This window comes from Bradyrhizobium sp. 1 (assembly GCF_023073315.1).
Lineage (GTDB): Bacteria > Pseudomonadota > Alphaproteobacteria > Rhizobiales > Xanthobacteraceae > Bradyrhizobium.
The window spans coordinates 421,684-446,903 of the sequence record NZ_JADPJH010000011.1; the positions used below are offsets into that span (position 1 = coordinate 421,684).

Below are 25,220 nucleotides of genomic sequence, written 5' to 3' on the forward strand. Positions count from 1 at the left end.
CTAGTTCACAATCCGCGGCGCTGCAGGGAGGCAAGATCGCGCTCGTTGTGAGCTTTCAGAAAGACGTGGGGACACGCAGCGGCGTTCCGAGCGTGTGAGCCGGCGCTTGGAAACGAAAGCGCGCTCTTGGGAGCGATATCCGATTTGTTCGCCGGGGTACTCTATCCTACGATGACGGCGTAGCCGATCTGCGCCGGCCCGTCTCCCGAGTATATATGTTGGGATGGAAGCGACGGAGGTCATCGTGCTGTACGACGCGATCTAGTTCGGACCGGACCGAGCTCAGAATCCGTATCTCCAAACGGCCCTGAAAACCTTGGCGGAAATGGGCTGCTTAGAAGCGAACTCAACAGCTTACGTGCTGGCTGGGGCGGGAGGGATCGAACCTCCGAATGGCGGAATCAAAATCCGCTGCCTTACCGCTTGGCTACGCCCCATCAGGCGACCGGGTCCGGCGGAAGAATTGGCACCCGCAGATTCCCGATGGTCGCAGCCGGTCTATAGGGAGCGGCGCAGCATTTCAACCGCCTGGAGGGCAAAATACCACAGCCCCAGGGGCGCCCACACCACACCTTATTATGGGTCCGGGCGAACCCGTTCCGGACCGGACCGTCCCGACAGTTGAGACCTCCCCCGTTTCATGGGAATACGGCGCCAATGATGTCCACGGGAGTGAGCCATGACCTACCGCGCGCCGATCTCTGACATGCTGCTGTCGCTCAACCATGGCGCCGGCCTGAAGGCGGCCATGGAGGCCGGCCATTACGGCGATTTCGACGCCGACATCGTCGCAGCGGTGCTGGAAGAGGCCGGCAAGTTCGCAACCGACGTGCTGGCGCCGCTCAACAAGGTCGGCGACGAGCACGGCATCAAGCTTAGCGATGGCAAGGTCACGACCGCGCCGGGCTGGCCCGATGCCTACAAGCGCTGGACCGAGGGCGGCTGGAACGCAGTGTCCGGCCCCGAAGATTTCGGCGGCCAGGGCCTGCCGATCGCGATCAACGCTGCCTGCACCGAAATCTGGAGTGCCTCCAACGTCGCCTTTGGCCTCTGCCCGCTGCTGACGGCATCCGCAATGGAGGCACTTGATGCGCATGGCAGCGACGAGCTGAAAAAGATCTATCTCGAAAAGCTCGTCTCCGGCGAATGGACCGGCACGATGCAGCTGACCGAGCCGCAGGCCGGCTCCGACGTCGGTGCGCTACGCACGCGTGCGGAGAAGCAGGCCGACGGCACCTATCGCATCAAGGGGACGAAGATCTTCATCACCTATGGCGAGCACGATATGACCGACAATATCGTGCATTTCGTGCTGGCGCGCCTGCCCGATGCGCCCGCCGGCACCAAGGGGATTTCGCTGTTCCTCGTGCCGAAATTCATGGTCAATGAAGACGGCTCGCTGGGGCAGCGCAACGACATCTTCGCCTCCGGCGTCGAGCACAAGCTCGGCATGCATGCTTCGCCGACCTGCACCATGACCATGGGCGATCATGGCGGCGCGATCGGCTTCCTCGTCGGCGAAGAGAACCAGGGCATGCGCTGCATGTTCACGATGATGAACCAGGCCCGCCTCGGCGTCGGCCTGGAGGGCGTCGGCGTCGCCGATCGCGCCTATCAGCAGGCGCTGGCCTATGCGCAGGAGCGCAAGCAGGGCCGCGCCATCGGCAAGAAGGGCGACGGCTCGGACGCGATCTTCGTGCATCCCGACGTCAAGCGCATGCTGATGCGGATGCGGGCACAGACCGCCGCCGCGCGCACCATCTGCTATGCGACAGCCGTGGCGATCGACGTCTCGACGCGCGCCAGGGATCCCAAGGTCCGCGCTGATGCGGCCGCGCGCGCGGCGCTGCTGACGCCGATGGCAAAAGGCTATTCCACCGATATCGGCAACGAGGTCGCCTATCTCGGCGTGCAGGTGCATGGCGGCATGGGCTTCATCGAGGAGACCGGCGCCGCGCAGCATTACCGCGATGCCCGCATCACCGCGATCTACGAGGGCACCAACGGCATCCAGGCGATCGACCTCGTGACGCGCAAGCTTGCGGCGAACGGCGGAGCGTCGGTGTGGGCGCTGCTCGACGAGCTCGCGGCGACCGTCAGCCAAGTCGAAGCCTCCAACGATCCCGCATTCGGCACCACAGGCGTGAAATTACGCGAGGCGCTCGAGGCGCTGACGCGCACCAGCAAATGGCTGCTGGAGCGTGTTGCCTCCGCACCGAACGAGGCGCTCGCGGGTGCGACGCCGTATCTCCAGCAGTTCGGCGCGACGCTCGGCGGCTGCATGCTGGCCTCTGAAGCGCTCGCGGCGAAAGCCGACGGCAATACGGACGCCGCACGCTACGTCTCGCTCGCGCGCTTCTTCGCCGAGAACATCAGTGTGCAGGCCAGCGCGCTCGAGCGCACGGTGACGGAGAGTGCGGAGTCGGTCGCGGCGGCGGATGCGGTGTTGTTGTAGGCGGAGCGGGCTCCTAAATCTCCGCTGTCATTCCCCGCGAAGGCGGAGAATCCAGTACGCCGCGGCCTCTCGATAAACAACTGACGTCTCGGAATACTGGATCGCCCGCTCCAGTGCGCAAGTGCGCACAAGGCGGGCGATGACACCAAATGTGCTGGATGCAGCGCCCTTACGGCGCCGCGAGCTTCGCACGCCTTCCCGGCCGCCACAGCACGACGCCCGCGGCCACGAGATCCAGCACGACGCACATCGCGAACGCCGTCGTGTAGTCACCGGTCACGCTGCGCACGAGGCCGACGATGCCCGGGCCGAAGGCACTGACGACGCCGCTGATCGAGGTGCCCAATCCCATCGCGGCGGCGAAGGCGGCAGAGCCGATCTCGCGCTGGATGATCAAGGGCGGGAACGTGATCATGTTGCCGATCGAGAAGCCGTAGATGGCGCAGCACACCAGCAGCACCGTGGGGCTGGTGCTCTGGAGAAGCACGAAGAGCGCGGCCGCCTGGCTCGTCATCGACGCCGCGCAGGCGAGCCTGGGATCGAGCCGGTCGACGAACAGGCCGAGCGAGAGGCGCCCAACCACCGCCATCGCCGCCATGATGGTGACCGCAAGGCCTGCCGCGTAGCGCCCGATCAGCGGCTCGAGGAACGTCACCTGGTGGATGATGAATCCCATCTGCGCCAGCAGCGCGATCGCGATCGGCAGCACCATGGTCCAGAACGCCGCGTTGGCGAGCAGTGTCCTGCGGGATGTCCGCGAGGTCTGCCCGTCGGCGGACAAACGCCCGCCCGATGCCGCCGACATCTGCGTCGGCCAGCCGATGAAGATCACGACCACCGGCAGCACCAGCACCACCATCGCCATCGTCGCCGCCAGCATGGCGGAGCGGAAGCCGATGCTGTCAGACAGCGACAGCAGCAGCGGAACGAGGACGATGCCGCCGCAGGTCGCGCCGTTGAAGGCCAGGCTGAGCGCGAGGCCGCGGCGCCGCTCGAACCAGGCATTCAGCAGGGTCGCGATCACCACCGTGCCCATGCCGGTCCAGCCGACCGACATCAGGGCGTAGGCGAGATAGAGCTGCCAGGGCGTCTGCATCAGCGCCAGCAGCACCGTCGATGCACCGAGCGCCGACAGGCCGCACAGGATCAGCGACCGCAGCCCGATGCGGGCGAGCAGATCGTCGGTGAAGATGACGAGGACGGAGGTCAGGAGAAATGAGAAGGTGCTGGCTGCCGAGACCAGCGTGCCCGGCCAGCCATGCGCACGCTGGAGCTCGGCGAGATAGACGCCCTGGCCGTAGAGGCCGAAGCCGAACATGAAGAAGGCCATCAGGAAACAGGCCAGCACGATGCGCCAGCCGCGATAGTGCAGCGAAGATTCGTCAACGCTCGTTGCGGCAATCATCAATCGAGCAATCGGCCAAATGGAACGGCAGCGGCTGAGATCGTGCCCTACAACCACCGGTTTTTCAAATGAAACATTGTAGCCATTTGTTGCAATGCGCAACTGCATATGCGAAGCGATACAACCGGCATGATCAGGTGCGGCGGTTCCCGGACGAAAGAGGATCGTGACGGCGGCGTCACGCGCCGGGTTCACGGAATCGTCGCCGAAAAGGTCGTGCGGGCAGATTGGCACGCCTGCAAGATGATGTAGGCTGAAGCTTGCGAGACTCGCCAAAGTCAGGCGTCGCGGCGATCTCAGGGGATCTTTATGCCGAGTGGCAATATCGTCGTCACCGAAGAGCGTGGAACGCGCGTGATCACCTTGCGCCGCCCCGGCAAGAAGAACGCGATCACGCAAGACATGTATCGGGAGATGAGCCACGCGATCGACACCGCACAGAACAACCCTGACATCCGCTGCATGATCATCACCGGCGGCTCCGGCGTGTTCACGGCGGGCGACGACATCGACGATTTTCTCCAGGCCGACACGGCGCGCCCGGAGACGCTGTCGAACGGTGCCAAGTTTCTCTATTCGCTCGCCCTCAATGGCAAACCGATCATCGCAGCCGTGGATGGCGCGTCGATCGGCATGGGCACCGTGATGCTGTTCCATTGCGATTACGTGCTGGCCTCGACCGCTGCGACCTTCTCCGCGCCCTACATCCATCTCGGCCTGGTGCCAGTCGGCGCCGCCAGCCTATTGATGCCGAACACGATGGGTTATCAGCGTGCCTTTGCGATGCTGATCATGGGGCGGAGCTTCACCGCCGCGGAGGCGCACGCGGCCGGCTTCGTCAACACCGTGGTCTCGCCGGGACACACCGAGGTCGAGGCGCGCAAGGTGGCGCGCGAGATCTGCCGGCTGCCGGCCGAGGCGGTGGCGACCTCGCGCAAGCTGCTGCGCGCCGCGCCGGAGGAACTCACCCGGCGCATCGACCAGGAGGCGCACCTGTTCGGCGAACGCTTGAAGTCGGACGACGCCATGGCCGCGTTCAACGCATTCGCGAACCGGAAGAAGCGGTAAGGATCTTCCCCTCTCCCCCTGTGTGTTCAGACCGGGGAGAGGTGGCTCGCCGCAAAGCGGCGAGACGGGTGAGGGATATCTCTCCTCGAACTCACACTTTACTTCGCTGAGACAACCCCTCATCCGGCGATTCGCGCCACCTTCTCCCACAAGGGGAGAAGGAAGAGAACTGCGCATTCACGACAATGCTTCGTGAATTCTTCGCGCGGAACGACTAATCTTGTTCCATGCGACATCTGCTTCCCCTGACCGCCCTCACATTCGCGCTCGCCATCCTCCCCGCTGCGGCCCAGACCGCCGCGCCCGTCGAGCTGCGCATTCTCGCCATCAATGATTTCCATGGCAATCTGCGGCCGCCGCCCGGCGGCATCCGCATCAATGATCCCGAGGACAAGGCCAAAAAGGTCATGGTCGCCGCCGGCGGCGCCGAGTACATGGCGACACTGGTCAAGCAGCTGCGCGAAGGACACAAGAACACGATCTTCGTGGCCGCCGGCGACCTGATCGGCGCAAGCCCATTCCTGTCGGCAATGTTTCACGACGAGCCGTCGGTCGAGTCGCTCTCGATGATGGGGCTCGCGATCACCTCGGTCGGCAATCACGAATTCGACGAGGGCAAGACCGAGCTGCTGCGGATGCAGAACGGCGGCTGCCATCCGGTCGACGGCTGCCAGGGGCCGCATCCCTTCACCGGCGCCAAATTCCATTATCTCGCGGCCTCCACCGTAGAGACCGCGACCGGCAAAAGCGTGCTGCCGCCCTATGAAATCCGGGAGTTCGAGGGCATCCCCGTCGCCTTCATCGGGCTGACCTTGAAAGAGACCGCGGGCATCGTCTCGCCATCAGGCATTGCCGGGCTCGAATTCCGCGACGAGGCCGAGACGGTGAACGCGCTCGTGCCGCAGCTGAAGGCGCGCGGTGTGGAAGCAATCGTCGTGCTGATTCACCAGGGCGGCGAGCCCGCCGGCGATTACAATGAATGCCCTGCCATTACCGGGCCGATCGTCGATATCGTCAAGAAATTCGACCGCGCCGTCGACGTCGTCGTCAGCGGCCACACACACCGTGCCTACATTTGTCAAATCGACGGCCGGCTCGTCACCAGCGGCGATAAATACGGCACGCTGGTCACCGCGATCGATCTCAAGCTCGATCCTGTTACGCGTGATATCGTCGGCGCCAAGGGCGAGAACGTCATCGTCGCCAATGCCTCGCTGGCGAAAGATCCCGAGCAGACCGCGCTGATCGATGCCTATGACAAGCTGTCGGCACCCATCGCCAATCGCCCGGCCGGATCGGTAACGCAGACACTGTCGCGCGTACCGAACGAGGCCGGCGAGAGCGCACTCGGCGACGTCGTCGCGGACGCACAGCTCGCCGCGACCAAGGCGGCCCAGGATGGCAGCGCTGTCATCGCGCTCACCAATCCCGGCGGCATCCGCACCGACATTATCCCGAAGGAGAACGGCGCGGTGTCGTTCGGCGAGTTGTTCGCGAGCCAGCCGTTCCGCAACCGCCTCGTCACCATGACGCTGACAGGCAGCCAACTCAAGGACATGCTGGAGCAGCAATGGCTCGATCCGAAGCGCCCGCGGATCCTCCAGGTCTCGAACGGATTCAGCTACAGCTGGGATGCGTCAAAGCCGTTCGGCGAGCGCGTCGCGCTCGAGAAGATGACGCTCAATGGCAGGCCGATCGAAGCCGGGAGCGGCTACCGCGTCACCGTCAACGATTATCTCGCGGTCGGCGGCGACGGCTTTACGGTCGCCAAGCAAGGCACATCGCCGCAATATGGCGGCTACGACGCGGACGCGCTGTTTGCCTTCTTTAGAGCACACGGGCCGATCGGTCCGCTGCCGCCCACGCGCATTCTCCGCGTGAATTGATCTGGCGCAAACGGGCCGGAGCAGGACCACCCTTTGCCATTCCCTAGGGAACGCATAGATTGGGTTTTGCATTGCGTTTTGACGGCGGATGCGCCAACGACGCCAAGAGCCCGTATCCTGTGAGGCCGACCTGATGAGCACGCTTCTCCTCTCCCACAAGGCCTGCCTCGACCACGTCACGCCGCCGGGGCATCCTGAAAGGCCCGACCGCCTGCGGGCGGTAGAGGAAGCGCTGTCGGTTGAGCGTTTTCAGTATCTGGTGCGCGACCAGGCGCCGGAAGGCGATCTCGATCTCGTGACGCTGTGCCACAACGAGCATTACGTCACTGAGCTGCGCCACATCGCGCCGACCAGCGGACAGGTCTATATCGACGGCGATACCTCGATGTCGCCGGGCACGTGGGAAGCGGTGATGCGCGGCGTCGGCGGCGCGGTGGCGGCAACCGAAGCGGTGATGAACGGCGAGCATCGCAATGCCTTCGTCGCGGTGCGCCCGCCCGGCCATCATGCCGAGATCGGCAAGCCGATGGGCTTCTGCTTCTTCGACAACGTCGCGATCGCGGCACGCCACGCGCAGCGCAAATACGGCATCAAGCGCGCGGCGATCGTCGATTTCGACGTCCATCACGGCAACGGCACGCAGGACATCTTCTGGTCGGACCCGACCGTGATGTACTGCTCGACGCATCAGATGCCGCTGTTTCCGGGCACCGGCGCGAAAGGCGAACGCGGCGACCACGACACTATCGTCAACGCGCCGCTGGCCTCCGAGGACGGCGGCCCCGAATTCCGTTCCGCGTTCGAGAATTTGATCCTGCCGCAACTCGAAAAATTCAGCCCCGAGCTTCTGATCATCTCCGCGGGCTTCGATGCGCATTACCGCGACCCGCTGGCCTCGCTGAATTTGCGCGCCGAGGACTATACCTGGGTCACACGCAAGCTGATGGACCTCGCCGACAAGTCCGCTGGTGGCCGCGTTGTGTCCGTGCTCGAAGGCGGCTATGACCTGCAAGGATTGAAAGAATCTGTTACGGCGCATGTCGGCGCCCTGATGGGCGCCTGACGACGCCCGCCACATTAAGCCCGCAAAAACCGCCTTCTCTCCACGGAATGCGAATCGGGCAATCGGAAACGGATATGGCCGAAAATACCCAAGTCGACGTTGGCAAGCTCACGTTCGAACGTGCGATCGAGGAACTCGAAACGATCGTGAAGCGGCTCGAGGACGGCAAGGTGCCGCTCGAGGAATCCGTGACGATCTACGAGCGCGGCGAGGCGCTGAAGCGCCGCTGCGAGGAATTGCTGCGTCAGGCCGAGGCCCGCGTCGACAAGATCACCACCGATGCCAGCGGCCAGGCCACCGGCACCGCGCCGCTCGACGTCCAGTAAGCGTCCGGTCAAAGCCGTCCGTCTCAAGCATCGGCCGCCTGCATTTTTTTCATGATCGCACGCCGCTGATCCCGCTCACAGGCCAAGTGGCCGGGCACGACGATCGTGGAACTCCCTCGCGAGGGCGTCTCGCCCACCCGAATCCGTCCAAAAAGGCCTTGCTCTCGCCCAAAATCCTGCCGAGGAACCGGGCAAGGCTGGAACCTGCGCTCCGGCACCACGGTTAACCAATCTGGCCCGCTGGTTGCACCTGCATACCCGTAATCGGCCCGGCGGGTTGGCTTTGGCCCAAGCTTTGGTGTAAAGCTGCCCGGAGCGTGGCTTTTTGTTAGCCTTGCGTGGGCACCAATTACCAACGACAAGCGCTTCAAATTGCTGATGAAATTAGCTGGGACGGACGAAGCCGATCTAAGTGACAGGGATCACAGAGACTGAACCGGAGCGCACTTAAGCTCACCTAAGCTTGAAGACGGGGCTTTGCCCCATGCAGGTGGCTCCGACGGTTTTAGGACTCGCGCTGCGCCGACATTGTGCAAACCCATCGCGCACCGGAACGATCTTCCGGCGCTGACAAATTGGAAATCGCTGTGAACGAATACAGTAAAACGCCGCTTCTCGACACCATCCGGACGCCGGACGACCTGCGCAAGCTCAAGGTCGAGCAGGTTCGCCAGGTCGCCGACGAGCTGCGTCAGGAGACCATCGATGCCGTCTCGGTGACCGGCGGTCACTTCGGCGCGGGCCTCGGCGTGGTCGAACTCACCACCGCGATCCATTACGTCTTCGACACGCCGCGCGACCGGCTGATCTGGGACGTCGGCCATCAGGCCTACCCGCACAAGATCCTCACCGGCCGGCGCGACCGCATCCGCACGCTGCGCACCGGCGGCGGCCTGTCCGGCTTCACCAAGCGCAGCGAGAGCGATTACGATCCGTTCGGCGCCGCGCATTCCTCGACCTCGATCTCCGCCGGCCTCGGCATGGCGGTCGCACGCGACCTCGCCGGCGGCAAGAACAACGTTATTGCAGTGATCGGTGACGGCGCGATGTCGGCAGGCATGGCCTATGAGGCCATGAACAATGCCGGCGCCATGAACTCGCGCCTGATCGTCATCCTCAACGACAACGACATGTCGATCGCCCCGCCGGTCGGCGCCATGAGCGCCTATCTGTCGCGCCTCTACTCGGGCAAGACCTATCGCACGCTGCGCGATGCGGCCAAGCAGATCAACAAGCGCCTGCCCAAGATCCTCGCCAACCGCGCCAACCGCGTCGAGGAGTATTCCCGCGGCTTCATGATGGACGGCGGCACGCTGTTCGAGGAGCTCGGCTTCTACTACGTCGGCCCGATCGACGGTCACAACCTCGACCATCTCCTGCCCGTGCTGAAAAACGTGCGCGACATGGAGACCGGCCCGATCCTGGTCCACGTCGTGACGCAGAAGGGGAAGGGCTACGGCCCGGCGGAAGCCTCCGCCGACAAGTACCATGCCGTCGTCAAGTTCGACGTCGCCACCGGCACCCAGGCGAAAGCCAAGCCGAACGCACCGGCCTACCAGAACGTGTTCGGCCAGAGCCTCGTCAAGGAAGCCGAGAAGGACGACAAGATCGTCGCCATCACCGCGGCGATGCCGTCCGGCACCGGCGTCGACATCTTCAACAAGGCCTTCCCGGACCGCACCTTCGACGTCGGCATCGCCGAGCAGCACGCGGTGACCTTTGCCGCCGGTCTTGCGACCGAAGGCTACAAGCCGTTCTGCGCGATCTACTCGACGTTCCTGCAGCGCGGCTACGACCAGATCGTGCACGACGTCGCGATCCAGAACCTGCCCGTCCGCTTCGCCATCGACCGCGCCGGCCTCGTCGGCGCCGACGGCGCGACGCATGCCGGCTCGTTCGACAACGCCTATCTCGGCTGTTTACCGAACTTCGTGATCATGGCGGCGGCCGACGAAGCCGACATGGTGCACATGGTCGCGACCCAGGTCGCGATCAACGACCGCCCGAGCGCGCTGCGCTATCCGCGCGGCGAAGGCCGCGGCATCGAGATGCCCGACGTCGGCGTCCCGCTCGAGATCGGCAAGGGTCGCATGATCCGCCAAGGCAGCAAGATCGCCCTGCTCTCCTTCGGCACGCGCCTCGCCGAATGCGAGAAGGCGGCCGACGAACTCGCCGCCCACGGCCTCTCCACCTCGATTGCCGACGCGCGCTTCATGAAGCCGCTCGACACCGAGCTGGTGCTCAAGCTCGCCCGTGACCACGACGTCCTGATCACGGTCGAGGAAGGCTCGATCGGCGGTTTCGGCTCGCATGTCGCGCAGTACCTGACCGACCAGGGCGTGCTCGACACCGGCATGGTGCGCTTCCGCTCGCTGGTGCTGCCCGACGTGTTCCAGGACCACGACACGCCGAGCGCGATGTACGGCCGCGCCGGCCTCGACGCCAAGGGCATCGTCGCCAAGGTGTTCGAGGCGCTCGGCAAGGACGTCAAGACCGAGACGGTCAAGCTCGCTTAATTGCCGAACGGATGCTGCCCCTTACCTCTCCCGCTAGCGGGAGAGGGAGCACAGCTTTCGCCGCGGTTCGCAGCTCGCCTGAATTTCTCCGAAGCAGTCACCCATGAAAATCTATCTGGCAGGTCCCGACGTGTTCCTGCCGGATGCGGTTGAGATCGGCCGCCAGAAGGCCGCGATCTGTGCCGCGCATGGCCTCGCCGGCCTTTATCCTCTCGACAACGCGATCGACCTCGCCGCTCCCGACGCCTCGCGGCAGATCTTTGCTGCCAACGAAGCCATGATGGACCAGGCCGACGCTATCATCGCCAATCTCACGCCGTTCCGCGGCGCAGGCGCCGATCCCGGCACCGTCTACGAGCTCGGCTATATGGCCGGCTGCCGCAAGTTCTGCCTCGCCTATTCCAACGACGGCGCCGTCTATGCCGACCGCGTCCGCCGCTTCACGGACGTGACGTCCGAGGGCGGGCGGCTGGTCGACGCGCAGGGGCTCACGGTCGAGGATTTTAGCCTCGTCGACAATCTCATGATGATCCACGCGCTGGAGCTGCACGGCTGCCCATTGGTGACGCCGGCCACGACGCCAATCGACGTCTGGCACGATCTCGCCGCGTTCGAGGCTTGCGTCCGGATGGCGGCCGCGCGATTGATCGCTACATAAGCGCTAGTCCCTGTTGAGAGAAACGATGCCCCCTGCCCGCAAGCGCGCGGATATATTGCTGGTCGAGCGCGGCCTGTTCGAGAGCCGGGCGCGGGCGCGCGCGGCCATCGAGGCCGGCCTCGTCACGGCCGACGACAGGCAGGTCGCAAAGCCGTCGGAGACGATCGCCGAGGACGCGGTGATCCAGGCCGAGCCGGCGCATCCTTACGTCTCGCGTGGCGGCGTCAAGCTCGCCGGCGCGCTGGAGCGCTATCCGATCGAGATCGAGGACCATGTCTGCCTCGATGTCGGCGCTTCCACCGGTGGCTTCACCGAAGTGCTGCTGGCGAACGGCGCGAGCCTGGTGTTCGCCATCGATGTCGGCACCAGCCAGTTGCACGCCTCGCTGCGCGGTCATCCCAAGATCATGTCGATGGAGGAAACCGACATCCGCGCCTATGACGGCAAGCGGCTGCCGGCGCGGCCCGATGTCGTCGTCATCGATGTCAGCTTCATCTCGCTGAAGATCGTGCTGCCCGTGGCGCTGTCGCTGGCGGCAGCACCCATGAGCCTGCTGGCGCTGATCAAGCCGCAATTCGAGGCCGATCGAAAGCACAACAAGAAGGGCATCATTCGCGACGCCGCCGTGCACAAGGAGATCTGCGAGGACATCGCGGCTTTCGCGACCTCGCTCGGCTGCACCGAGATCGAGGTGTTTCCCTCGCCGATTGCTGGCGGCGACGGCAACATCGAATTTTTCCTGGGCGCGCGCCGTGGTTGAGCGCGTCACGATCGATCATGTCGGCCATCGCGGCGATGGCGTATCGCTTGCTGCGGGCGATGCGATCTATGTGCCCTACACGCTTGGCGGCGAGACCGTCGAGGTTGATCGCGTCGCGGGCAACCATCCCGACCGCCGCAAGCTGCTCGCGGTGGACGTCGCAAGCCCGGAACGCGTCACACCGTTCTGCCCGCATTTCGGCGTCTGCGGCGGCTGCGCGATCCAGCACTGGGCCGCAGAACCCTATCACGCGTGGAAGCGCGGCATCGTGGCCGAAGCGCTGGCGCAGGCCGGCATCGATTGCGAGGTTGCGCCGCTGGTCGATGCCCATGGCGCAGGGCGCAGGCGCGTCACGCTGCATGGCCGGTTCGGCACGCACGACGTGCTCAAGGTCGGCTTCTCGGCGGCGGGCTCGCACGATGTCATTCCCATTCATCGCTGCCCGATCCTCGATCCCGCGCTCGAAGGTGCGCTCGATGCTGCCTGGGCGCTTGCCGAGCCGCTGACGTCGAAGATGCCGGTGACGAAGCCGCTGGACATCCAGGTCACCGCCACCGCCACCGGCCTCGATGTCGATGTGCGCGGCTCCGGCCCGCTGCCGACGCGGCTCGTCACCGCGCTGTCGCGCGTCGCCGAGCAGCATCGGCTGGCGCGGCTGACGCGGCACGGCGAACTGGTGCTGCAACGCCTGCCGCCGACGGTGCAGATGGGACGTGCCGAGGTGACGCTGCCGCCGGGCTCGTTCCTGCAGGCAACCGTCGCCGGCGAAGGGACGCTGTCCGCCCTCGTCGCCGAGCGCGTCGGCAAGGCCAAGGAGGTGCTCGACCTCTTCTGCGGCGTCGGGCCGTTCGCGCTACGGCTTGCCGAGAAGGCCCGTGTCACCGCTTACGACAACGACGCCGGCGCAGTCGCGGCGCTGGCGAAAGCTGCACGCACGCCGGGGCTCAAGCCGATCAAGGCCGAACCGCGCGACCTGTTTCGTCGTCCGCTGGTGCCGCCGGAGCTGCGCGATTTCGATGCCGTGGTGTTCGATCCGCCGCGTCAGGGCGCGCAGGCACAAGCGCTGAAACTCGCGGCCAGCAAAGTGCCTGTGGTGGTCGCGGTGTCCTGCAACGTCGCGACATTCGCCCGCGATGCGCGGCTGCTGATCGACGGCGGGTACAAGATCGAGACCGTCGTGCCGGTCGACCAGTTCCGCCACACGCCGCATGTCGAGCTTGTCGCGAAGTTCACGCGCTAGTCTCTTGTTTGAGCATGACCTCTTCGGGAAACCGCTGCACACTTTCCCGGATCATGCTCAGCGCCGAAGGCCGCTCAGCGCCGGCGACTCGCCGGGCAGCATGTTCGATTTGATATCGCTGTCCATGCGGCCCGAGTCCTGCTGGGTGAATCCGGCACCGAACGACAGGCTGAGGTTGGACGTCGGCTTGAACTCGACACCTGCGAACGCGCCGTAGCCGGGCGCGGCGCCGGAGGTGAGCGGCGCGAGCGAACTGCCGATGCCGTCACCGTATTTCTGTGAGTTGAAACCGGCAAAAAACGAGACGGGCATCCCGCCCGCGGTCTTGGTGTTGTAACCGAACTGCGTACTGTCATAAGAGAGCGCGCTGAAAATTCCAGCTGGCGCGGGCTGGCTGAGCCCGCTCAAACCAAGATTGCCGTGTTGGCTTCCGACAAAGAAGCCGGGACGAAAATCGTAGCCTCCATTGGCATCGCCGGCCCTGAAGCTTGGAAAATTACCGTAGCTGCCGGAGCTCTGGACGGCGCTTCCGCCAAAGCCGAAGGGCCCGCCCGGAACCCAATATTGCAGGGGCGAGACCTGCGCATGCGCCGGCGCTCCGCCGAGGCAGAGCAGCGCCAAGAGAGTTGCGAGACCGCAGAAACGTGCAAGGTTGGGCATTCGGCTGACCGTCAAAAAAGCTCGTAAATTATACGCCGGGGATCGTGCGAATGCCAGCGACGCGATGGCTTTGACCGCGCCATCCAGTTCCCCGATCACCTCTTCCTGACGCGTTGAACCTCCTCCGCGTCGGATTGACCCAATTACAGGACGCGCGAGCCCTCGCCTTGATCGCGAAGACCTGACGCAGTCCGGCAACGCGCAATTGCGCAGACCCTTGAAAATGCCCAACGTTAGTATGGAGGCTGTCATGGAGGTCAATTCCGACAGGTTGAATGCCTTTATGGGCAAGATGGTCACCGAGCTCGGCGCGGCGATGAATGCGTCGCTGGTCCTGCTCGGGGACAAGCTCGGTCTCTACCGGGCCCTCGCCGCCAAGGGACCGATGAGCTCTTCCGAGCTCGCAAGCGCCACCGGAACGAAGGAGCGTTACGTCCGCGAGTGGCTTGCGAGCCAGGCGGCGTCCGGTTACGTCGAATACGACCCCGCTTCCGGAAATTTCTCGATGCTGCCGGAGCAGGCCATGGCGCTTGCCGACGAGGACAGCCCGGTCTTCCTCGGTGCGTTCGGCAATGTCATTGCCTCGACGTTTCTCGACGAGCCGAAGATCACGGACGCGTTCAAGTCCGGCAACGGCGTCGGCTGGAACCGGCGCAGCGAGTGCCTGTTCTGCGGCACCGCCCGCTTTTTCCGCACCGGCTACATGCACAATCTGGTGCAGGCGTGGCTGCCCGCGCTGGACGGCGTCGTGGACAAGCTGAAGCGTGGCGCCAAGGTCGCCGACGTCGGCTGCGGGCACGGTGTCTCGACGCGGCTGATGGCAGAAGCTTTTCCGAACTCCCGCTTCTACGGCTTCGACTATCACGAGGGCTCGATCGAGGCCGCGCGAAAGGTGGCCATCGAGGCGAAGCTTTCCGATCGCGTCAGCTTCGCTGTTCATTCCGCCAAAACCTACCCGGCCGAGGGCTATGATCTCGTCTGCTTCTTCGATTGCCTGCACGACATGGGCGATCCCGTCGGTGCCATCAGCCACGTGCGCGAGAGCATGGCGAAGGACGGCACCTGCATGCTGGTCGAACCGTTCGCTGGCGACCGCCTCGAAGACAATCTCAACCCGGTCGGCCGGATCTATTATGCGGCATCGACCATGATCTGCACGCCGGCCTCGCTCGATCAGGAGGTTGGCCTGGCGCTTGGCGCGCAAGCCGGCGAGGCCAGGCTGCGCAAGGTTGCCAGCGAGGGCGGCTTGTCGCGCTTCCGCCGCGCGGCTGAAACGCCGTTCAACCTGATCCTGGAGGCACGGATCTGACTTCCATCACGGCGGACGCGTGGAGGCGGCGTACGGCCATGCCGATGCCGCAGCCTCGCCCAGTGCCGACATCCTTGCCTCGCTCGCGCCACCACGTAAGCTGGCGATCGAGCAAGGCGGCGTGAGTCCGCCGGAATGGGAGGATGACGATGCGATATGTGGGCCTGCTGCTGATTGCGCTGTTCGCCGTGACGATCTCGGGGGCTGGCCGCGCAGCCGAGCCGACCCGCTTCACACCGCTGAAGCCGGACGAACTTACCCCACCGCAGAAGGAATGGGCGGATGCGATCGCGGTGCCGCCGCGCAACGCCAAATTCGTCAACCCGCCCTATCGCGCCTATATCCGCAATCCGGAGCTCGCCCCAAAGCTCTCGGCGATGTCGGACTATCTGCGCTGGAATTCGTCGCTGCCGGCGCGCCTCAGCGAATTCGCGATCCTGATCACGGCACGGCAATGGACGGCGCAATATGAATGGTTTGCGCATTATCCGCTGGCGATGAAGGCCGGACTCGATCCGCAGGTCGCCAAGGATGTCGCGAGCGGCGTGCGGCCGCAGGCGATGAAGGATGACGAAGCCGCGCTCTATGATCTCGCGATGGCGCTCTATCGCGACAAGAAGGTGTCCGACGACATCTACCGCGCGGCGCAGCAAAAATTCGGCGAGCGCGGCATCATGGATATCATCGGCCTGATCGGCTATTACGATCTGGTCTCGATGACGCTGATCACGATGCAGGCCGAGGCGCCGAACGACAGTGTGCCGCCGATGCCGCCACTGGCTAGCAAGTAGCGGCAGCACACTTACTCTTTGTGTACCGTCACCCCCGCCCAATGGCGCAGCCATTGCCGCTGGAGGTGGCCGCTTCTTCAGCGGCCCTCGAAGGGCGACGGAATTAACAGCAGGCATGGAGACCCCGGTGACATCCGACAACCCCGTCGCCTACGAACGCGCAGGCGATATCGCCCGCATCACGCTGCGCCGTCCGCCGGTCAACGCGCTGAGCCTCGAGGTGATCCGCGCGGTGGTCGCGGCGCTGCGTCGTGCGGCTGAGGATTCGGAGGCGCGCGTTGTCGTGCTGGCGAGCGCAATTCCAAAACGCTTTTCGGCGGGCCTCGACCTCGACATCCTGCTCGGCAAATCCGGTGCCCAGATCCGCGAATTCCTCCAGGCGCTCTATATCGACCTCTAATGCCCAATACGGGCTCGGAAAACCGTCGATCGCCGCGGTCGGCGGCGCGGCCCGCGGCGGCGGCATGACCATGGCAGTGTCGTGCGACGTGGTGCTGGCGTCCGAGAGCGCGACGTTCGGCTATCCCGAGATCGACGTCGGCGTCATTCCCGCGATCCACTACGCCCATCTACCGCGCATCGTCGGGCGCCACCGCGCCTTCGAGCTGCTGTTCACCGGCCGGGTCTTCAGCGCCGTGGAGGCGCGCGAGCTCGGCGTGGTGAACCGCGTTGTCGCAGATGCAGAACTCGAAGCAGAGGGCGAGGGGCTCGCGGCGCAATTCGCCGCGAAATCGGCCGCGGTGCTGCGGATGGGCCGCGCCGCCTTCATGCGCCAGATCGATCTCGACTATCGGCGCAGTATCGCCAGCGCAATGGACGATTTCTGCAACGTCGCGACCTCGGACGAGGCGCAGGAGGGGTTGAGAGCGTTCGTGGAGAAGCGGGCGCCGAACTGGTGAGGGATCTGCCCAGCCGCGCTCAGGCGGTCCGGTCCACCGACGACGACGAATCCGCGGGCGGGTATTTCGTCACGGGCACCGAGAAGGACTTGGTGCCAACCTGGTAGATGATCTTGCCGTTCTGGCCGTCGTCGGTCGCGATCTGCGACTGCCCGAACATGATGACGTTCTTGTAGACGTAGCCGGTGCCTTGGCGGGTGATGCCATCGGTGGTGACGCTGACCGTGGCTTCCTTGCCGTTGATGGCCAGGACGCGGAAGCTCGCGCTCTTGCCGTTGTCGCTGGAGTAGCCTCCCCAGCTTCCCATCAGGTTGCTGTCGGAGGCCGGCAGGGCCTGCTTCTCCAGGGACGCGGTCTGCTTGCCAGCGCCCGCGGAGGACAAGAGCACCAGGTTCTTGCCGTCCTTGGTGCCAACCGTGATGTTGCCGAAGGTGATAAGCGAGCCACTGACCTGGCCAAAACCGCGCTCTGTATGCCCGTTATGGGTGTACTCGACCTGCGCCCGGGCACCGCGGATGTTCACGACCTTGAAGCCGACGGGCTGATTGTTGCCTGCCCAATTGCCCTTCCAGTCACCGACCAGAGTGCTCTGGTGATACATTCGCTCGTTGGCGGGCGAAATCTGGCTGGTGCTCGACGAGATGACGGCCATTGGATTGCTCAGCGGACGGGTCTGATCAACCCGCCTTCGTTCGCTTCCCGATCAGCAATTTAGAGTGGCTGACCGGAAACAGACAGAAACAATCGGATTAGGACCACGCCGTGGTTAACGAGCGGTTAAATTCAACCGCCAGGCGAGCCGAGAACCGGTATCCATTTCGCGCGAAAACGCTTCAGCGCCCCCAGCGGTCCGACCAGATCTTCTCGCCGATCATGCAACTGACCCGCGGCTCTTTGTCCTTGTCGGCGACCCGCATCACGGGACGCTCAGGCATGCGGCCCGCGACCTCCATCAGCAGCTTGGTGCGGATCGCTTCCTTGAACTTGTCGCGGTCCTTGATCGTGATGACGAAGGAGCCGGGTCCGCCGACGACGCAGTCTTCGTAGTAATAGTCGAGATTGTCGATATCCATGGTCGAATAGGACGGCTCCTTGACCATGATCGGCAGGCCGTTGATGACGATGCCCTTCTCGAGCGCGGCGTCGCGCGCCACGGTGACCGGCCCGCCATTGTTGTTGGGACCGTCGCCGGAAATGTCGATCACGCGGCGCAAGCCGCGATAGGGATCTTCGTCGAACAGCGGCATCGCGAAATTGATCGCGCCGGAGATCGACGTGCGCGAGGCGCGCCGGATCGGCGTCTTCATGATCTCGGCGGCGACCGCATCCGCAGTCTCGGGTCCGTCGATCAGCCGCCAGGGGATGATGATCTTCTGGTCGGTGGAAGCGGCCCATTCGAAATAGGTCACTGCGATCCGGCCGTTCGGGCCGAGCTTGAGCGCCTGCAGGAACTCCTTCGACTGAAGCGCCTGCGCATAGCCTTCGCGCTGGATTGCGAGCTCGTCCATATCCATGGAGTAGGACACGTCGACGGCGAGGACGAGTTCGACATCGACCGTCTGCGCGTCCCTGTCGACCGCCAGCCGCTGCGGCTGATTTTTGGGTGACTCAAATTTGGGCCCTGGTGCCGCGATGCCCGCGACGTCCCCTCCGGCAAACATGCCGGCCACAAGCACAGCCCCGATCGAGAACAGCATGCGCATCGCAGTCTCCCGTCGTATGACGCGATGGTGACATGCAATCGCCTTGCCGCAAAGTACGAAGATCGCTTGCGCTTCACATTCGAGTGCATCGCTTCAACCGTATCGCCGCGCTCACGCGGCTGGAACACGCGCCATGTGGAGACGCTCCTCCGCCCACTTGTCCGCCGCGATTTCCATGCTACGCTGGAGGAACAGATGGGGATGGAGTCCCCCGAGAACCGCCCGGCGGCTTTGTGACCGTAATGGGCTGATGACTCCTGCTTGAGGTCGGGCAATCTTGGAGCCTCTACCTTTGGCGGGAGCATGGACAAACCCGCCGATGGCGGGTTTTTTGTTGTCTGAAAACGAAGGACAGGACGTGACGACGACAACACCGAAAGCTGCACGCAGCGGATTGCCCAGGGGGATCTGGGTGCTCGGCTTCGTCTCGATGCTGATGGACGTCTCCTCCGAGATGATCCACGCATTGCTGCCGGTCTATCTCGTCACCGTGCTCGGCGCGTCCACGCTCACAGTCGGCTTCATCGAAGGCATCGCGGAGGCCACGGCCTCGATCACAAAAATCTTCTCCGGTGCATTGTCGGACTGGCTCGGTCGCCGCAAGCTGCTCGCAGCGCTCGGCTACGGGCTCGCTGCCTTCACCAAACCGCTATTCCCGCTCGCGCCCAGTGTCGGATGGCTGGTGGCGGCGCGCTTCATCGACCGCGTCGGCAAGGGCATCCGCGGCGCACCGCGCGATGCGCTGATCGCCGATATCGCCCCGGTCGGCTTGCGCGGCGCCAGCTTCGGCCTGCGGCAATCGCTCGACACCATCGGCGCCTTCATCGGGCCGCTCGTGGCGATCGGTCTGATGTGGTGGACGGCGGATAATTTTACCGCGGTATTCTGGGTGGCGGTGCTGCCGGCGTTCCTGTCGTTCGGCCTGATCGCCTTCGCGGTGAGCGAGCCGGAGCCGGACCCAGGCCGGGAGCCTACGAAAAACCCGCTGAACAGCGCCGCGATGCGGCAGCTCGGATCGGTGTACTGGCGCGTCGTCGCCGTTGGCGTCGTCTTCACGCTCGCGCGCTTCAGCGAAGCGTTCTTGATCCTGCGCGCGCAGAATATCGGCCTCAACGCGATGTGGGTGCCGGCGGTGCTGGTGCTGATGAACATCACTTACGCGCTGTCGGCCTATCCGGCCGGCGTGCTGTCGGATCGGATCAACCGGAGCGGCCTGCTCGCGCTCGGCCTCGTCTTTCTCGCCGGCGCCGATCTCGCGCTCGCGCTGCTGCCGAGCCTTGGCGGCCTTGCGCTCGGCGTCGTGTTGTGGGGGCTGCATATGGGATTGACGCAGGGCCTGCTCTCGGCCCTGGTCGCCGATGCCGCGCCGCCGAACCTGCGCGGCACCGCCTTCGGCTATTTCAACCTGTTCACGGGCCTCGCCTTGCTGGCTGCGAGCGTGATCGCCGGCGCGCTATGGGATAGCTATGGCCCGGCCGGCACGTTCCTGGCCGGGCTCGGCTTCGCGCTGGTTGCGCTAGTGGGGCTACTCACCGTCGGCAACGGGCTGGCAGCGGAGGACAAGTGATGCACGTTGCAAACCGGGGGACGAAACGTTGAACATCCAATTTATTCTAGCTGTAGCCGCCGGTGGCGCACTCGGCGCGGTCGTTCGCTATCTCGTTGCGATCGGCTCGGGCCGGGCCTTCGGCACCGATTTCCCTTGGGGCACGCTGATCATCAACATAACAGGATCGTTCCTGATCGGAATTTTCACCGCGATGTTCGCGACGCGATGGAACCTGCCGCAGGCCGCCCGGATATTTCTGACGGTCGGGATTTGTGGCGGGTATACGACATTCTCGACCTTCTCGCTGGATGCCTGGTATCTGATCGAACGCGGCCAAACCTGGGCGTCGGCCGCCTATATGATAGGATCGGTGGTGTTATCCGTCGGTGCTCTCATCGCAGCCATGCAGCTTGTTCGAGCTATTCCGTAGCACGCGCAGGCGCCCCTGACGCATCCCTGCCCATCCGCAACGGCATGATGGCGAGCGCGCCATCGCCTTGGAGAAACGCTGCGTCGTGCAATATAATGGGCGGGCTGGAATTTCATCAGCACCGGGGCGCTCCAGGACACGATGGCCGACACCGTCACCACACCGAAAACCAGAACGAAGATCAAGGTCGAGCGGCCGAAGCTGCACAAGGTCATCCTGATCAACGACGACTTCACGCCGCGTGAATTCGTCACCATGATCCTCAAGGGCGAGTTCCGCATGACCGAGGATCAGGCCTACAAGGTGATGATCACCGCGCACAAGCTGGGCGCCTGCGTGGTCGCGGTGTTCACCAGGGACGTCGCCGAGACCAAGGCAACGCGCGCCACCGACGCCGGCCGCGCCAAGGGCTACCCGCTGCTGTTCACGACGGAGCCGGAGGAATAGGGCTTCATCGTGCGACGATGAATGACCTTCAGCTCATTGCGCGTCACGCCATCACCACCGGCGTCTCTTCAGCGGGTCCGTACACGCGCTGCGCCCTGGAAAATCCCGCGATCGGAAACTCGCCGAGTTCGCGCCAGTCGTGCCGGCAGGCGTTCGCGAAGACTTCCGAGACCACGACGGTGCGACCGAGACGCCCCGCGATCTTCTCCAACCGCGCCGCGAGATTGACGGCGGGGCCGATGCAGGTGAAGTCGAGCCGGTTGCCACCGCCGATATTGCCGTAGAGGATGTTGCCGACATGCAGCGCGACACCGAAGCGGAAACGCTCGATGATGTCGCCGACAGGATAAGCCAGCGCCTCGACGCTGGCGCGGGATTCGCGTGCGGCCTCCAGCACGCGCGCACAAACATGGGCGGCATCGCCGACATACTCGTCGATCGGGAACACCGCGAGCAGGCCGTCGCCCATGAACTTCAGCACCTCGCCGCCATGGCCGCGGATCGCGGTGACCTGGCAGTCGAAATACTGGTTGAGGATCTCGACCACGGTCTCGGGCGGCAGCCGGTCGGACAGCGCGGTGAAGCCGCGCAGATCCGAGAGCCAGATCGCGGCCTGCATGGTGTCGTTATGGCCGCGGCGGATCTGGCCGCCGAGGATGCGCGCACCGGCGCGGTTGCCGACGTAGGTGTCGAGCAGCATCTCGGCGGTGCGGCGCAGGCTGATGATCTCGCTGACACGCGCCAGCGGCGTCACGATGGAGCGGATCGCCGCGATGTCGTCGTTGCTGAAGCCGCCGGGATGCCGCGTGATCCAGCTCGTGGCGTGGATCGAGCCGTCGAGATAGTGCATCGGCATCGCGAGATAGTCCGTCACGCCTTCGGCTCGCATGTCGTCGAGGAACGGAAACCGCTTGCTGTCGGGATCGTCCATCCGTCCCCGAACCTCGAGCCCCTCCTCGAATACGATCCGCAGCGGACTCTTGGCGAATTCAGGCGTCTGCAGAATCTCGAAATCAGCGGTGCCGATCTCGACCTGCCCGCCTTCCCGCCAGATGAAGTTGCGACCGAAGATTTCAGGATGCAGCGTGCGGATGAAGACGCCGAACCGCGACAGCGGCAGGCCGGCTGCGACCAGATGCTCGCAGACGTCGGCGATCATCTCGGACGGCGTCCCCGACGACCTCGCGCCGTCGATCAGCCAGTTGGTGATGCGCTGAATCTCGGAGTTTTGCATGTCCGCATTTGCGGACGAAGTTTTGGGGACGTCAAGCTGCGCGGTGGGCTAGTACCGCGACACGAAGCCTTTGCCCTAGCGCCCGACCTGCCCGCGATCCCGAATAAAATGATCGGCCAGCACGCAGGCCATCATGGCTTCGCCGACGGGGACGGCGCGGATGCCGACGCAGGGGTCGTGGCGGCCTTTTGTCATGATCTCGGTGTCGGCGCCATTGCGGTCCACCGTTAGACGCGGCTGAAGGATCGACGAGGTCGGCTTCACCGCGAAACGCACCACGACCGGCTGTCCGGTGGAGATACCGCCCAGCACGCCGCCGGCATGGTTGGACAAAAAGCGCGTGCCGTCATTGCCGGTGCGCATCTCGTCGGCGTTCTCTTCGCCGGTGAGTTCGGCCGCGCCGAAACCGGCGCCGATCTCGACGCCCTTCACCGCGTTGATGGTCATCATTGCGCCCGCCAGATCAGAATCGAGCTTGGCGTAGATCGGCGCGCCGAGGCCTGCCGGCACGCCTTCGGCCACGACTTCGACCACCGCGCCGATCGAGGAGCCGCTCTTGCGAATGCCGTCGAGATAGGTCTCGAAGAACGCGGCCTTGTCCTTGTCGGGACAGAAGAACGGATTCTTGGCGATCTCGTCCCAGTCCCATTTCTCGCGGTCGATCTTGTGCGGGCCGATCTGCACCAGCGCGCCGCGCACCTTCACGTCGGGCAGCACTTTTCGCGCAATGGCGCCGGCGGCGACTCGCATCGCGGTCTCGCGCGCCGAGGAGCGGCCGCCGCCACGATAGTCGCGCAAGCCGTATTTTGCCTCATAGGTGAAGTCGGCATGGCCCGGACGAAACTTGTCCTTGATCTCGGAATAGTCCTTCGAGCGCTGGTCGGTGTTCTCGATCAGAAGCCCGATCGGGGTGCCCGTCGTCACCTGCACGCCGGTCTCCGGATGCGCCATCACGCCGGACAGGATTTTCACCTGGTCCAGCTCCTGGCGTTGGGTGGTGAAGCGCGACTGGCCCGGCCGGCGGCGGTCGAGATCGGTCTGGATATCGGCCTCGGTGAGCGGGATCATCGGCGGGCAGCCGTCGACCACGCAGCCGATCGCCACCCCGTGGCTCTCGCCGAAGGTGGTGACACGGAACATGTGGCCGAAGGTGTTGAAGGACATCGCTGCTCGCTCGGTTCCGGCGTGTGGTAACGCGCGGGCGCCCGGGGGTCAAACCCGCAGCGGCCCGGAATGGCCGCGTAACGGCTTAGCTAAACTTCTCCAGCCGCCCGTCGCGGAACACGTAGACGGCGCCCTGCTCGATATAGAGCTCGGCGGCGCTGGCGGGGGTCTCGATGCCGAGGGACACCATCAGGGCCCGGCAGGTGCCACCATGGGCGACCGCAACGGTGTCGGTCCGGAGCTGGTCGTACCAGGCGCGAACGCGGACCTGCACGTCGGCGTAGGTCTCCCCGCCCGCAGGGCCCACCGTCCATTTGTCGGCGAGGCGCCGGGCGTAAACATCAGGATCGGTTGCCTCGCTCTCAGCCAGCGTCAGCCCTTCCCAGCTGCCGTAGCCGATCTCGCGCAGGCGGTCATCGAGCACGTAATCTGCCACCGGCAGTTCGAGCTTGCCGCGTGCGAGCTCCATGGTCTGGCGTGCACGGCCTAGCGGGCTCGACACGTAGGGCATCGCCGCCTTGTCCTTGCCGTCGCGCTTGAAGAGGTCCACCAGCACGCCGCCGGCCTGCACGGCCTGGCTGCGGCCGCGCGCGTTCAGCGGAATGTCCTTGGTGCCCTGAAGCCTGCCGAGCGCATTCCACTCGGTCTCGCCGTGGCGAAGGTAATAAATCGTGGGCACGGGCATTCCGAGTGAGATGTCAGTCCTTGCTGCCGAACGAGATGTCCGGCGCGTCGGGACGCTTCATGCCGAGCACGTGATAGCCGGAATCGACGTGATGCACCTCGCCGGTGACGCCGCGCGAGAGGTCGGAGAGGAAATACAGCGCACTGCCGCCGACGTCTTCGGTCGAGACGTTGCGCCGCATCGGTGCGTTGTTCTCGTTCCACTTCAGGATATAGCGGAAGTCGCCGATACCGGACGCGGCGAGCGTCTTGATGGGGCCCGCCGAGATCGCATTGACGCGGATGTTCTTCTCGCCGAGGTCGGCGGCGAGATAGCGCACGCTGGCCTCTAACGCCGCCTTCGCCACGCCCATCACGTTGTAATGCGGCATCCACTTCTCGGCGCCGTAATAGCTGAGCGTGATCAGCGAGCCGCCGTCAGGCATCAGCTTCTCGGCGCGCTGCGCCACGGCCGTGAACGAGTAGCAGGAGATCAGCATCGACTTGGAAAAATTCTCCGGCGTTGTGTCGACGTAGCGGCCGTCGAGCTGCTCGCCATAGGCGATCGCATGCACCAGGAAATCGATCTTGCCCCACTTCTCCTTCAGCACCGCGAAGGCGGCATCGATCGTCGCTTCGTCCGTGACGTCGCAATGGCCGAGCACGAGGCCGCCGATCTCCGCGGCGAGCGGCTCGACGCGCTTCTTCAACGCATCGCCCTGATAGGTGAAGGCGAGTTCTGCGCCGGCCGCGTGGCATGCCTTGGCGATGCCCCAGGCGATCGAGCGGTTGTTGGCAAGACCGAGGATGATCCCGCGCTTACCCTGCATCAGACCTGAATTCTGCGCCATTTTGCTAACGTCCCGTCGAGCTCTCGTTGAGGTCTGGAGGTACACCAGCCCTCCCCTGCGGTACAGTCCTAATACGCGGCGTTAACGCTGTTTCGAGCGCCGGAATAGCCGTTCCATTCGGGTGTTATGATCATTGTGGCGCT

24 protein-coding genes, 1 tRNA gene and 1 riboswitch are annotated in these 25,220 nt (G+C 64.6%); of the genes, 16 read left to right on the plus strand and 9 right to left on the minus strand.

The window, feature by feature from the left end; genetic code table 11:
* Nucleotides 1–362: 362 nt before the first annotated feature.
* Nucleotides 363–437, minus strand: a tRNA-Gln gene (locus tag IVB29_RS07295).
* A gap of 242 nt (nucleotides 438–679) precedes the next feature.
* Here IVB29_RS07295 and IVB29_RS07300 point away from each other — a divergent pair.
* Nucleotides 680–2,455, plus strand: a complete 1,776-nt coding sequence (locus tag IVB29_RS07300; protein WP_247502716.1) for an acyl-CoA dehydrogenase — start codon at nucleotides 680–682, stop codon at nucleotides 2,453–2,455.
* Nucleotides 2,456–2,624: 169 nt separating this feature from the next.
* Here the strand turns inward: IVB29_RS07300 and IVB29_RS07305 are convergent, their stop codons facing one another.
* A complete protein-coding gene (locus tag IVB29_RS07305; RefSeq protein ID WP_247502717.1) occupies nucleotides 2,625–3,860 on the minus strand; it encodes an MFS transporter in 1,236 nt (411 codons plus the stop codon).
* A 309-nt stretch (nucleotides 3,861–4,169) separates the two neighbouring features.
* On the opposite strand from IVB29_RS07305, the gene IVB29_RS07310 reads away from it, so the two are divergent.
* From IVB29_RS07310 to IVB29_RS07345, 8 genes are all read left to right on the plus strand, one after another.
* On the plus strand, nucleotides 4,170–4,928 hold the full coding sequence (locus IVB29_RS07310) for an enoyl-CoA hydratase-related protein (RefSeq protein WP_247502718.1): 759 nt from the start codon (nucleotides 4,170–4,172) through the stop codon (nucleotides 4,926–4,928).
* 227 nt (nucleotides 4,929–5,155) lie between these two features.
* Nucleotides 5,156–6,814, plus strand: coding sequence for a bifunctional metallophosphatase/5'-nucleotidase (locus IVB29_RS07315; protein ID WP_247502719.1), 1,659 nt, complete (start codon nucleotides 5,156–5,158; stop codon nucleotides 6,812–6,814).
* Nucleotides 6,815–6,947: 133 nt separating this feature from the next.
* Nucleotides 6,948–7,877, plus strand: coding sequence for a histone deacetylase family protein (locus IVB29_RS07320; RefSeq protein WP_247502720.1), 930 nt, complete (start codon nucleotides 6,948–6,950; stop codon nucleotides 7,875–7,877).
* A 74-nt stretch (nucleotides 7,878–7,951) separates the two neighbouring features.
* Entirely contained in the window at nucleotides 7,952–8,203 is a 252-nt protein-coding gene (locus IVB29_RS07325; RefSeq protein ID WP_092029222.1) for an exodeoxyribonuclease VII small subunit, read from the plus strand.
* Between the two features lie 587 nt (nucleotides 8,204–8,790).
* Entirely contained in the window at nucleotides 8,791–10,719 is a 1,929-nt protein-coding gene (gene dxs / locus IVB29_RS07330; protein ID WP_247502721.1) for a 1-deoxy-D-xylulose-5-phosphate synthase, read from the plus strand.
* Between the two features lie 103 nt (nucleotides 10,720–10,822).
* On the plus strand, nucleotides 10,823–11,377 hold the full coding sequence (locus IVB29_RS07335) for a nucleoside 2-deoxyribosyltransferase (RefSeq protein WP_247502722.1): 555 nt from the start codon (nucleotides 10,823–10,825) through the stop codon (nucleotides 11,375–11,377).
* Between the two features lie 25 nt (nucleotides 11,378–11,402).
* Nucleotides 11,403–12,137 (plus strand): TlyA family RNA methyltransferase, encoded by a 735-nt coding sequence (locus tag IVB29_RS07340; RefSeq protein WP_247502723.1) that lies wholly within the window; start codon nucleotides 11,403–11,405, stop codon nucleotides 12,135–12,137.
* Nucleotides 12,130–13,377: a methyltransferase gene (locus IVB29_RS07345; protein WP_247502724.1), complete on the plus strand. Its 1,248-nt coding sequence runs from the start codon at nucleotides 12,130–12,132 to the stop codon at nucleotides 13,375–13,377. The genes IVB29_RS07340 and IVB29_RS07345 overlap by 8 nt, the downstream gene beginning before the upstream one ends.
* Before the next feature lie 57 nt (nucleotides 13,378–13,434).
* On the opposite strand, the gene IVB29_RS07350 is transcribed toward IVB29_RS07345, so the two are convergent.
* Nucleotides 13,435–14,037 (minus strand): hypothetical protein, encoded by a 603-nt coding sequence (locus tag IVB29_RS07350; protein WP_247502967.1) that lies wholly within the window; start codon nucleotides 14,035–14,037, stop codon nucleotides 13,435–13,437.
* Between the two features lie 250 nt (nucleotides 14,038–14,287).
* Between IVB29_RS07350 and IVB29_RS07355 the strand changes: the two genes are divergently transcribed.
* The 4 genes from IVB29_RS07355 to IVB29_RS38360 all read left to right on the plus strand — a co-directional run bounded on the left by IVB29_RS07355 (nucleotide 14,288) and on the right by IVB29_RS38360 (nucleotide 17,036).
* Nucleotides 14,288–15,346, plus strand: a complete 1,059-nt coding sequence (locus IVB29_RS07355) for a class I SAM-dependent methyltransferase (RefSeq protein ID WP_247502725.1) — start codon at nucleotides 14,288–14,290, stop codon at nucleotides 15,344–15,346.
* 143 nt (nucleotides 15,347–15,489) lie between these two features.
* On the plus strand, nucleotides 15,490–16,137 hold the full coding sequence (locus IVB29_RS07360) for a carboxymuconolactone decarboxylase (RefSeq protein ID WP_247502726.1): 648 nt from the start codon (nucleotides 15,490–15,492) through the stop codon (nucleotides 16,135–16,137).
* A 127-nt stretch (nucleotides 16,138–16,264) separates the two neighbouring features.
* Complete coding sequence (locus tag IVB29_RS38355) at nucleotides 16,265–16,537, plus strand: enoyl-CoA hydratase-related protein (protein WP_346731269.1); 273 nt, start codon at nucleotides 16,265–16,267, stop codon at nucleotides 16,535–16,537.
* Between the two features lie 64 nt (nucleotides 16,538–16,601).
* A complete protein-coding gene (locus IVB29_RS38360; protein WP_253075709.1) occupies nucleotides 16,602–17,036 on the plus strand; it encodes an enoyl-CoA hydratase-related protein in 435 nt (144 codons plus the stop codon).
* A gap of 19 nt (nucleotides 17,037–17,055) precedes the next feature.
* Here the strand turns inward: IVB29_RS38360 and IVB29_RS07370 are convergent, their stop codons facing one another.
* Together IVB29_RS07370 and IVB29_RS07375 are read right to left on the minus strand one after the other, a co-directional pair.
* The gene (locus IVB29_RS07370) at nucleotides 17,056–17,688 is read right to left on the minus strand and encodes a hypothetical protein (protein ID WP_247502727.1); all 633 of its coding nucleotides are present in this window, start codon (nucleotides 17,686–17,688) and stop codon (nucleotides 17,056–17,058) included.
* A gap of 181 nt (nucleotides 17,689–17,869) precedes the next feature.
* Nucleotides 17,870–18,739: a DUF1194 domain-containing protein gene (locus IVB29_RS07375; RefSeq protein ID WP_247502728.1), complete on the minus strand. Its 870-nt coding sequence runs from the start codon at nucleotides 18,737–18,739 to the stop codon at nucleotides 17,870–17,872.
* 188 nt (nucleotides 18,740–18,927) lie between these two features.
* A riboswitch (Fluoride riboswitch) is annotated at nucleotides 18,928–19,006 on the plus strand.
* Between the two features lie 91 nt (nucleotides 19,007–19,097).
* On the opposite strand from IVB29_RS07375, the gene IVB29_RS07380 reads away from it, so the two are divergent.
* The 3 genes from IVB29_RS07380 to clpS all read left to right on the plus strand — a co-directional run bounded on the left by IVB29_RS07380 (nucleotide 19,098) and on the right by clpS (nucleotide 21,165).
* Nucleotides 19,098–20,306, plus strand: coding sequence for an MFS transporter (locus IVB29_RS07380; protein ID WP_247502729.1), 1,209 nt, complete (start codon nucleotides 19,098–19,100; stop codon nucleotides 20,304–20,306).
* Between the two features lie 28 nt (nucleotides 20,307–20,334).
* Nucleotides 20,335–20,718: a fluoride efflux transporter CrcB gene (crcB, locus tag IVB29_RS07385; RefSeq protein WP_247502730.1), complete on the plus strand. Its 384-nt coding sequence runs from the start codon at nucleotides 20,335–20,337 to the stop codon at nucleotides 20,716–20,718.
* A 141-nt stretch (nucleotides 20,719–20,859) separates the two neighbouring features.
* Nucleotides 20,860–21,165, plus strand: coding sequence for an ATP-dependent Clp protease adapter ClpS (clpS, locus tag IVB29_RS07390; protein WP_247502731.1), 306 nt, complete (start codon nucleotides 20,860–20,862; stop codon nucleotides 21,163–21,165).
* A 43-nt stretch (nucleotides 21,166–21,208) separates the two neighbouring features.
* Here clpS and IVB29_RS07395 read toward each other — a convergent pair whose 3' ends face one another.
* The 4 genes from IVB29_RS07395 to fabI all read right to left on the minus strand — a co-directional run bounded on the left by IVB29_RS07395 (nucleotide 21,209) and on the right by fabI (nucleotide 25,077).
* Nucleotides 21,209–22,399 (minus strand): adenylate/guanylate cyclase domain-containing protein, encoded by a 1,191-nt coding sequence (locus tag IVB29_RS07395; protein WP_247502732.1) that lies wholly within the window; start codon nucleotides 22,397–22,399, stop codon nucleotides 21,209–21,211.
* A 75-nt stretch (nucleotides 22,400–22,474) separates the two neighbouring features.
* Nucleotides 22,475–23,563 (minus strand): chorismate synthase, encoded by a 1,089-nt coding sequence (gene aroC, locus IVB29_RS07400; protein ID WP_247502733.1) that lies wholly within the window; start codon nucleotides 23,561–23,563, stop codon nucleotides 22,475–22,477.
* A gap of 85 nt (nucleotides 23,564–23,648) precedes the next feature.
* Nucleotides 23,649–24,248, minus strand: a complete 600-nt coding sequence (locus IVB29_RS07405; RefSeq protein WP_247502734.1) for a histidine phosphatase family protein — start codon at nucleotides 24,246–24,248, stop codon at nucleotides 23,649–23,651.
* Between the two features lie 13 nt (nucleotides 24,249–24,261).
* Nucleotides 24,262–25,077, minus strand: a complete 816-nt coding sequence (fabI, locus tag IVB29_RS07410; protein WP_247502735.1) for an enoyl-ACP reductase FabI — start codon at nucleotides 25,075–25,077, stop codon at nucleotides 24,262–24,264.
* Nucleotides 25,078–25,220 lie beyond the last annotated feature (143 nt).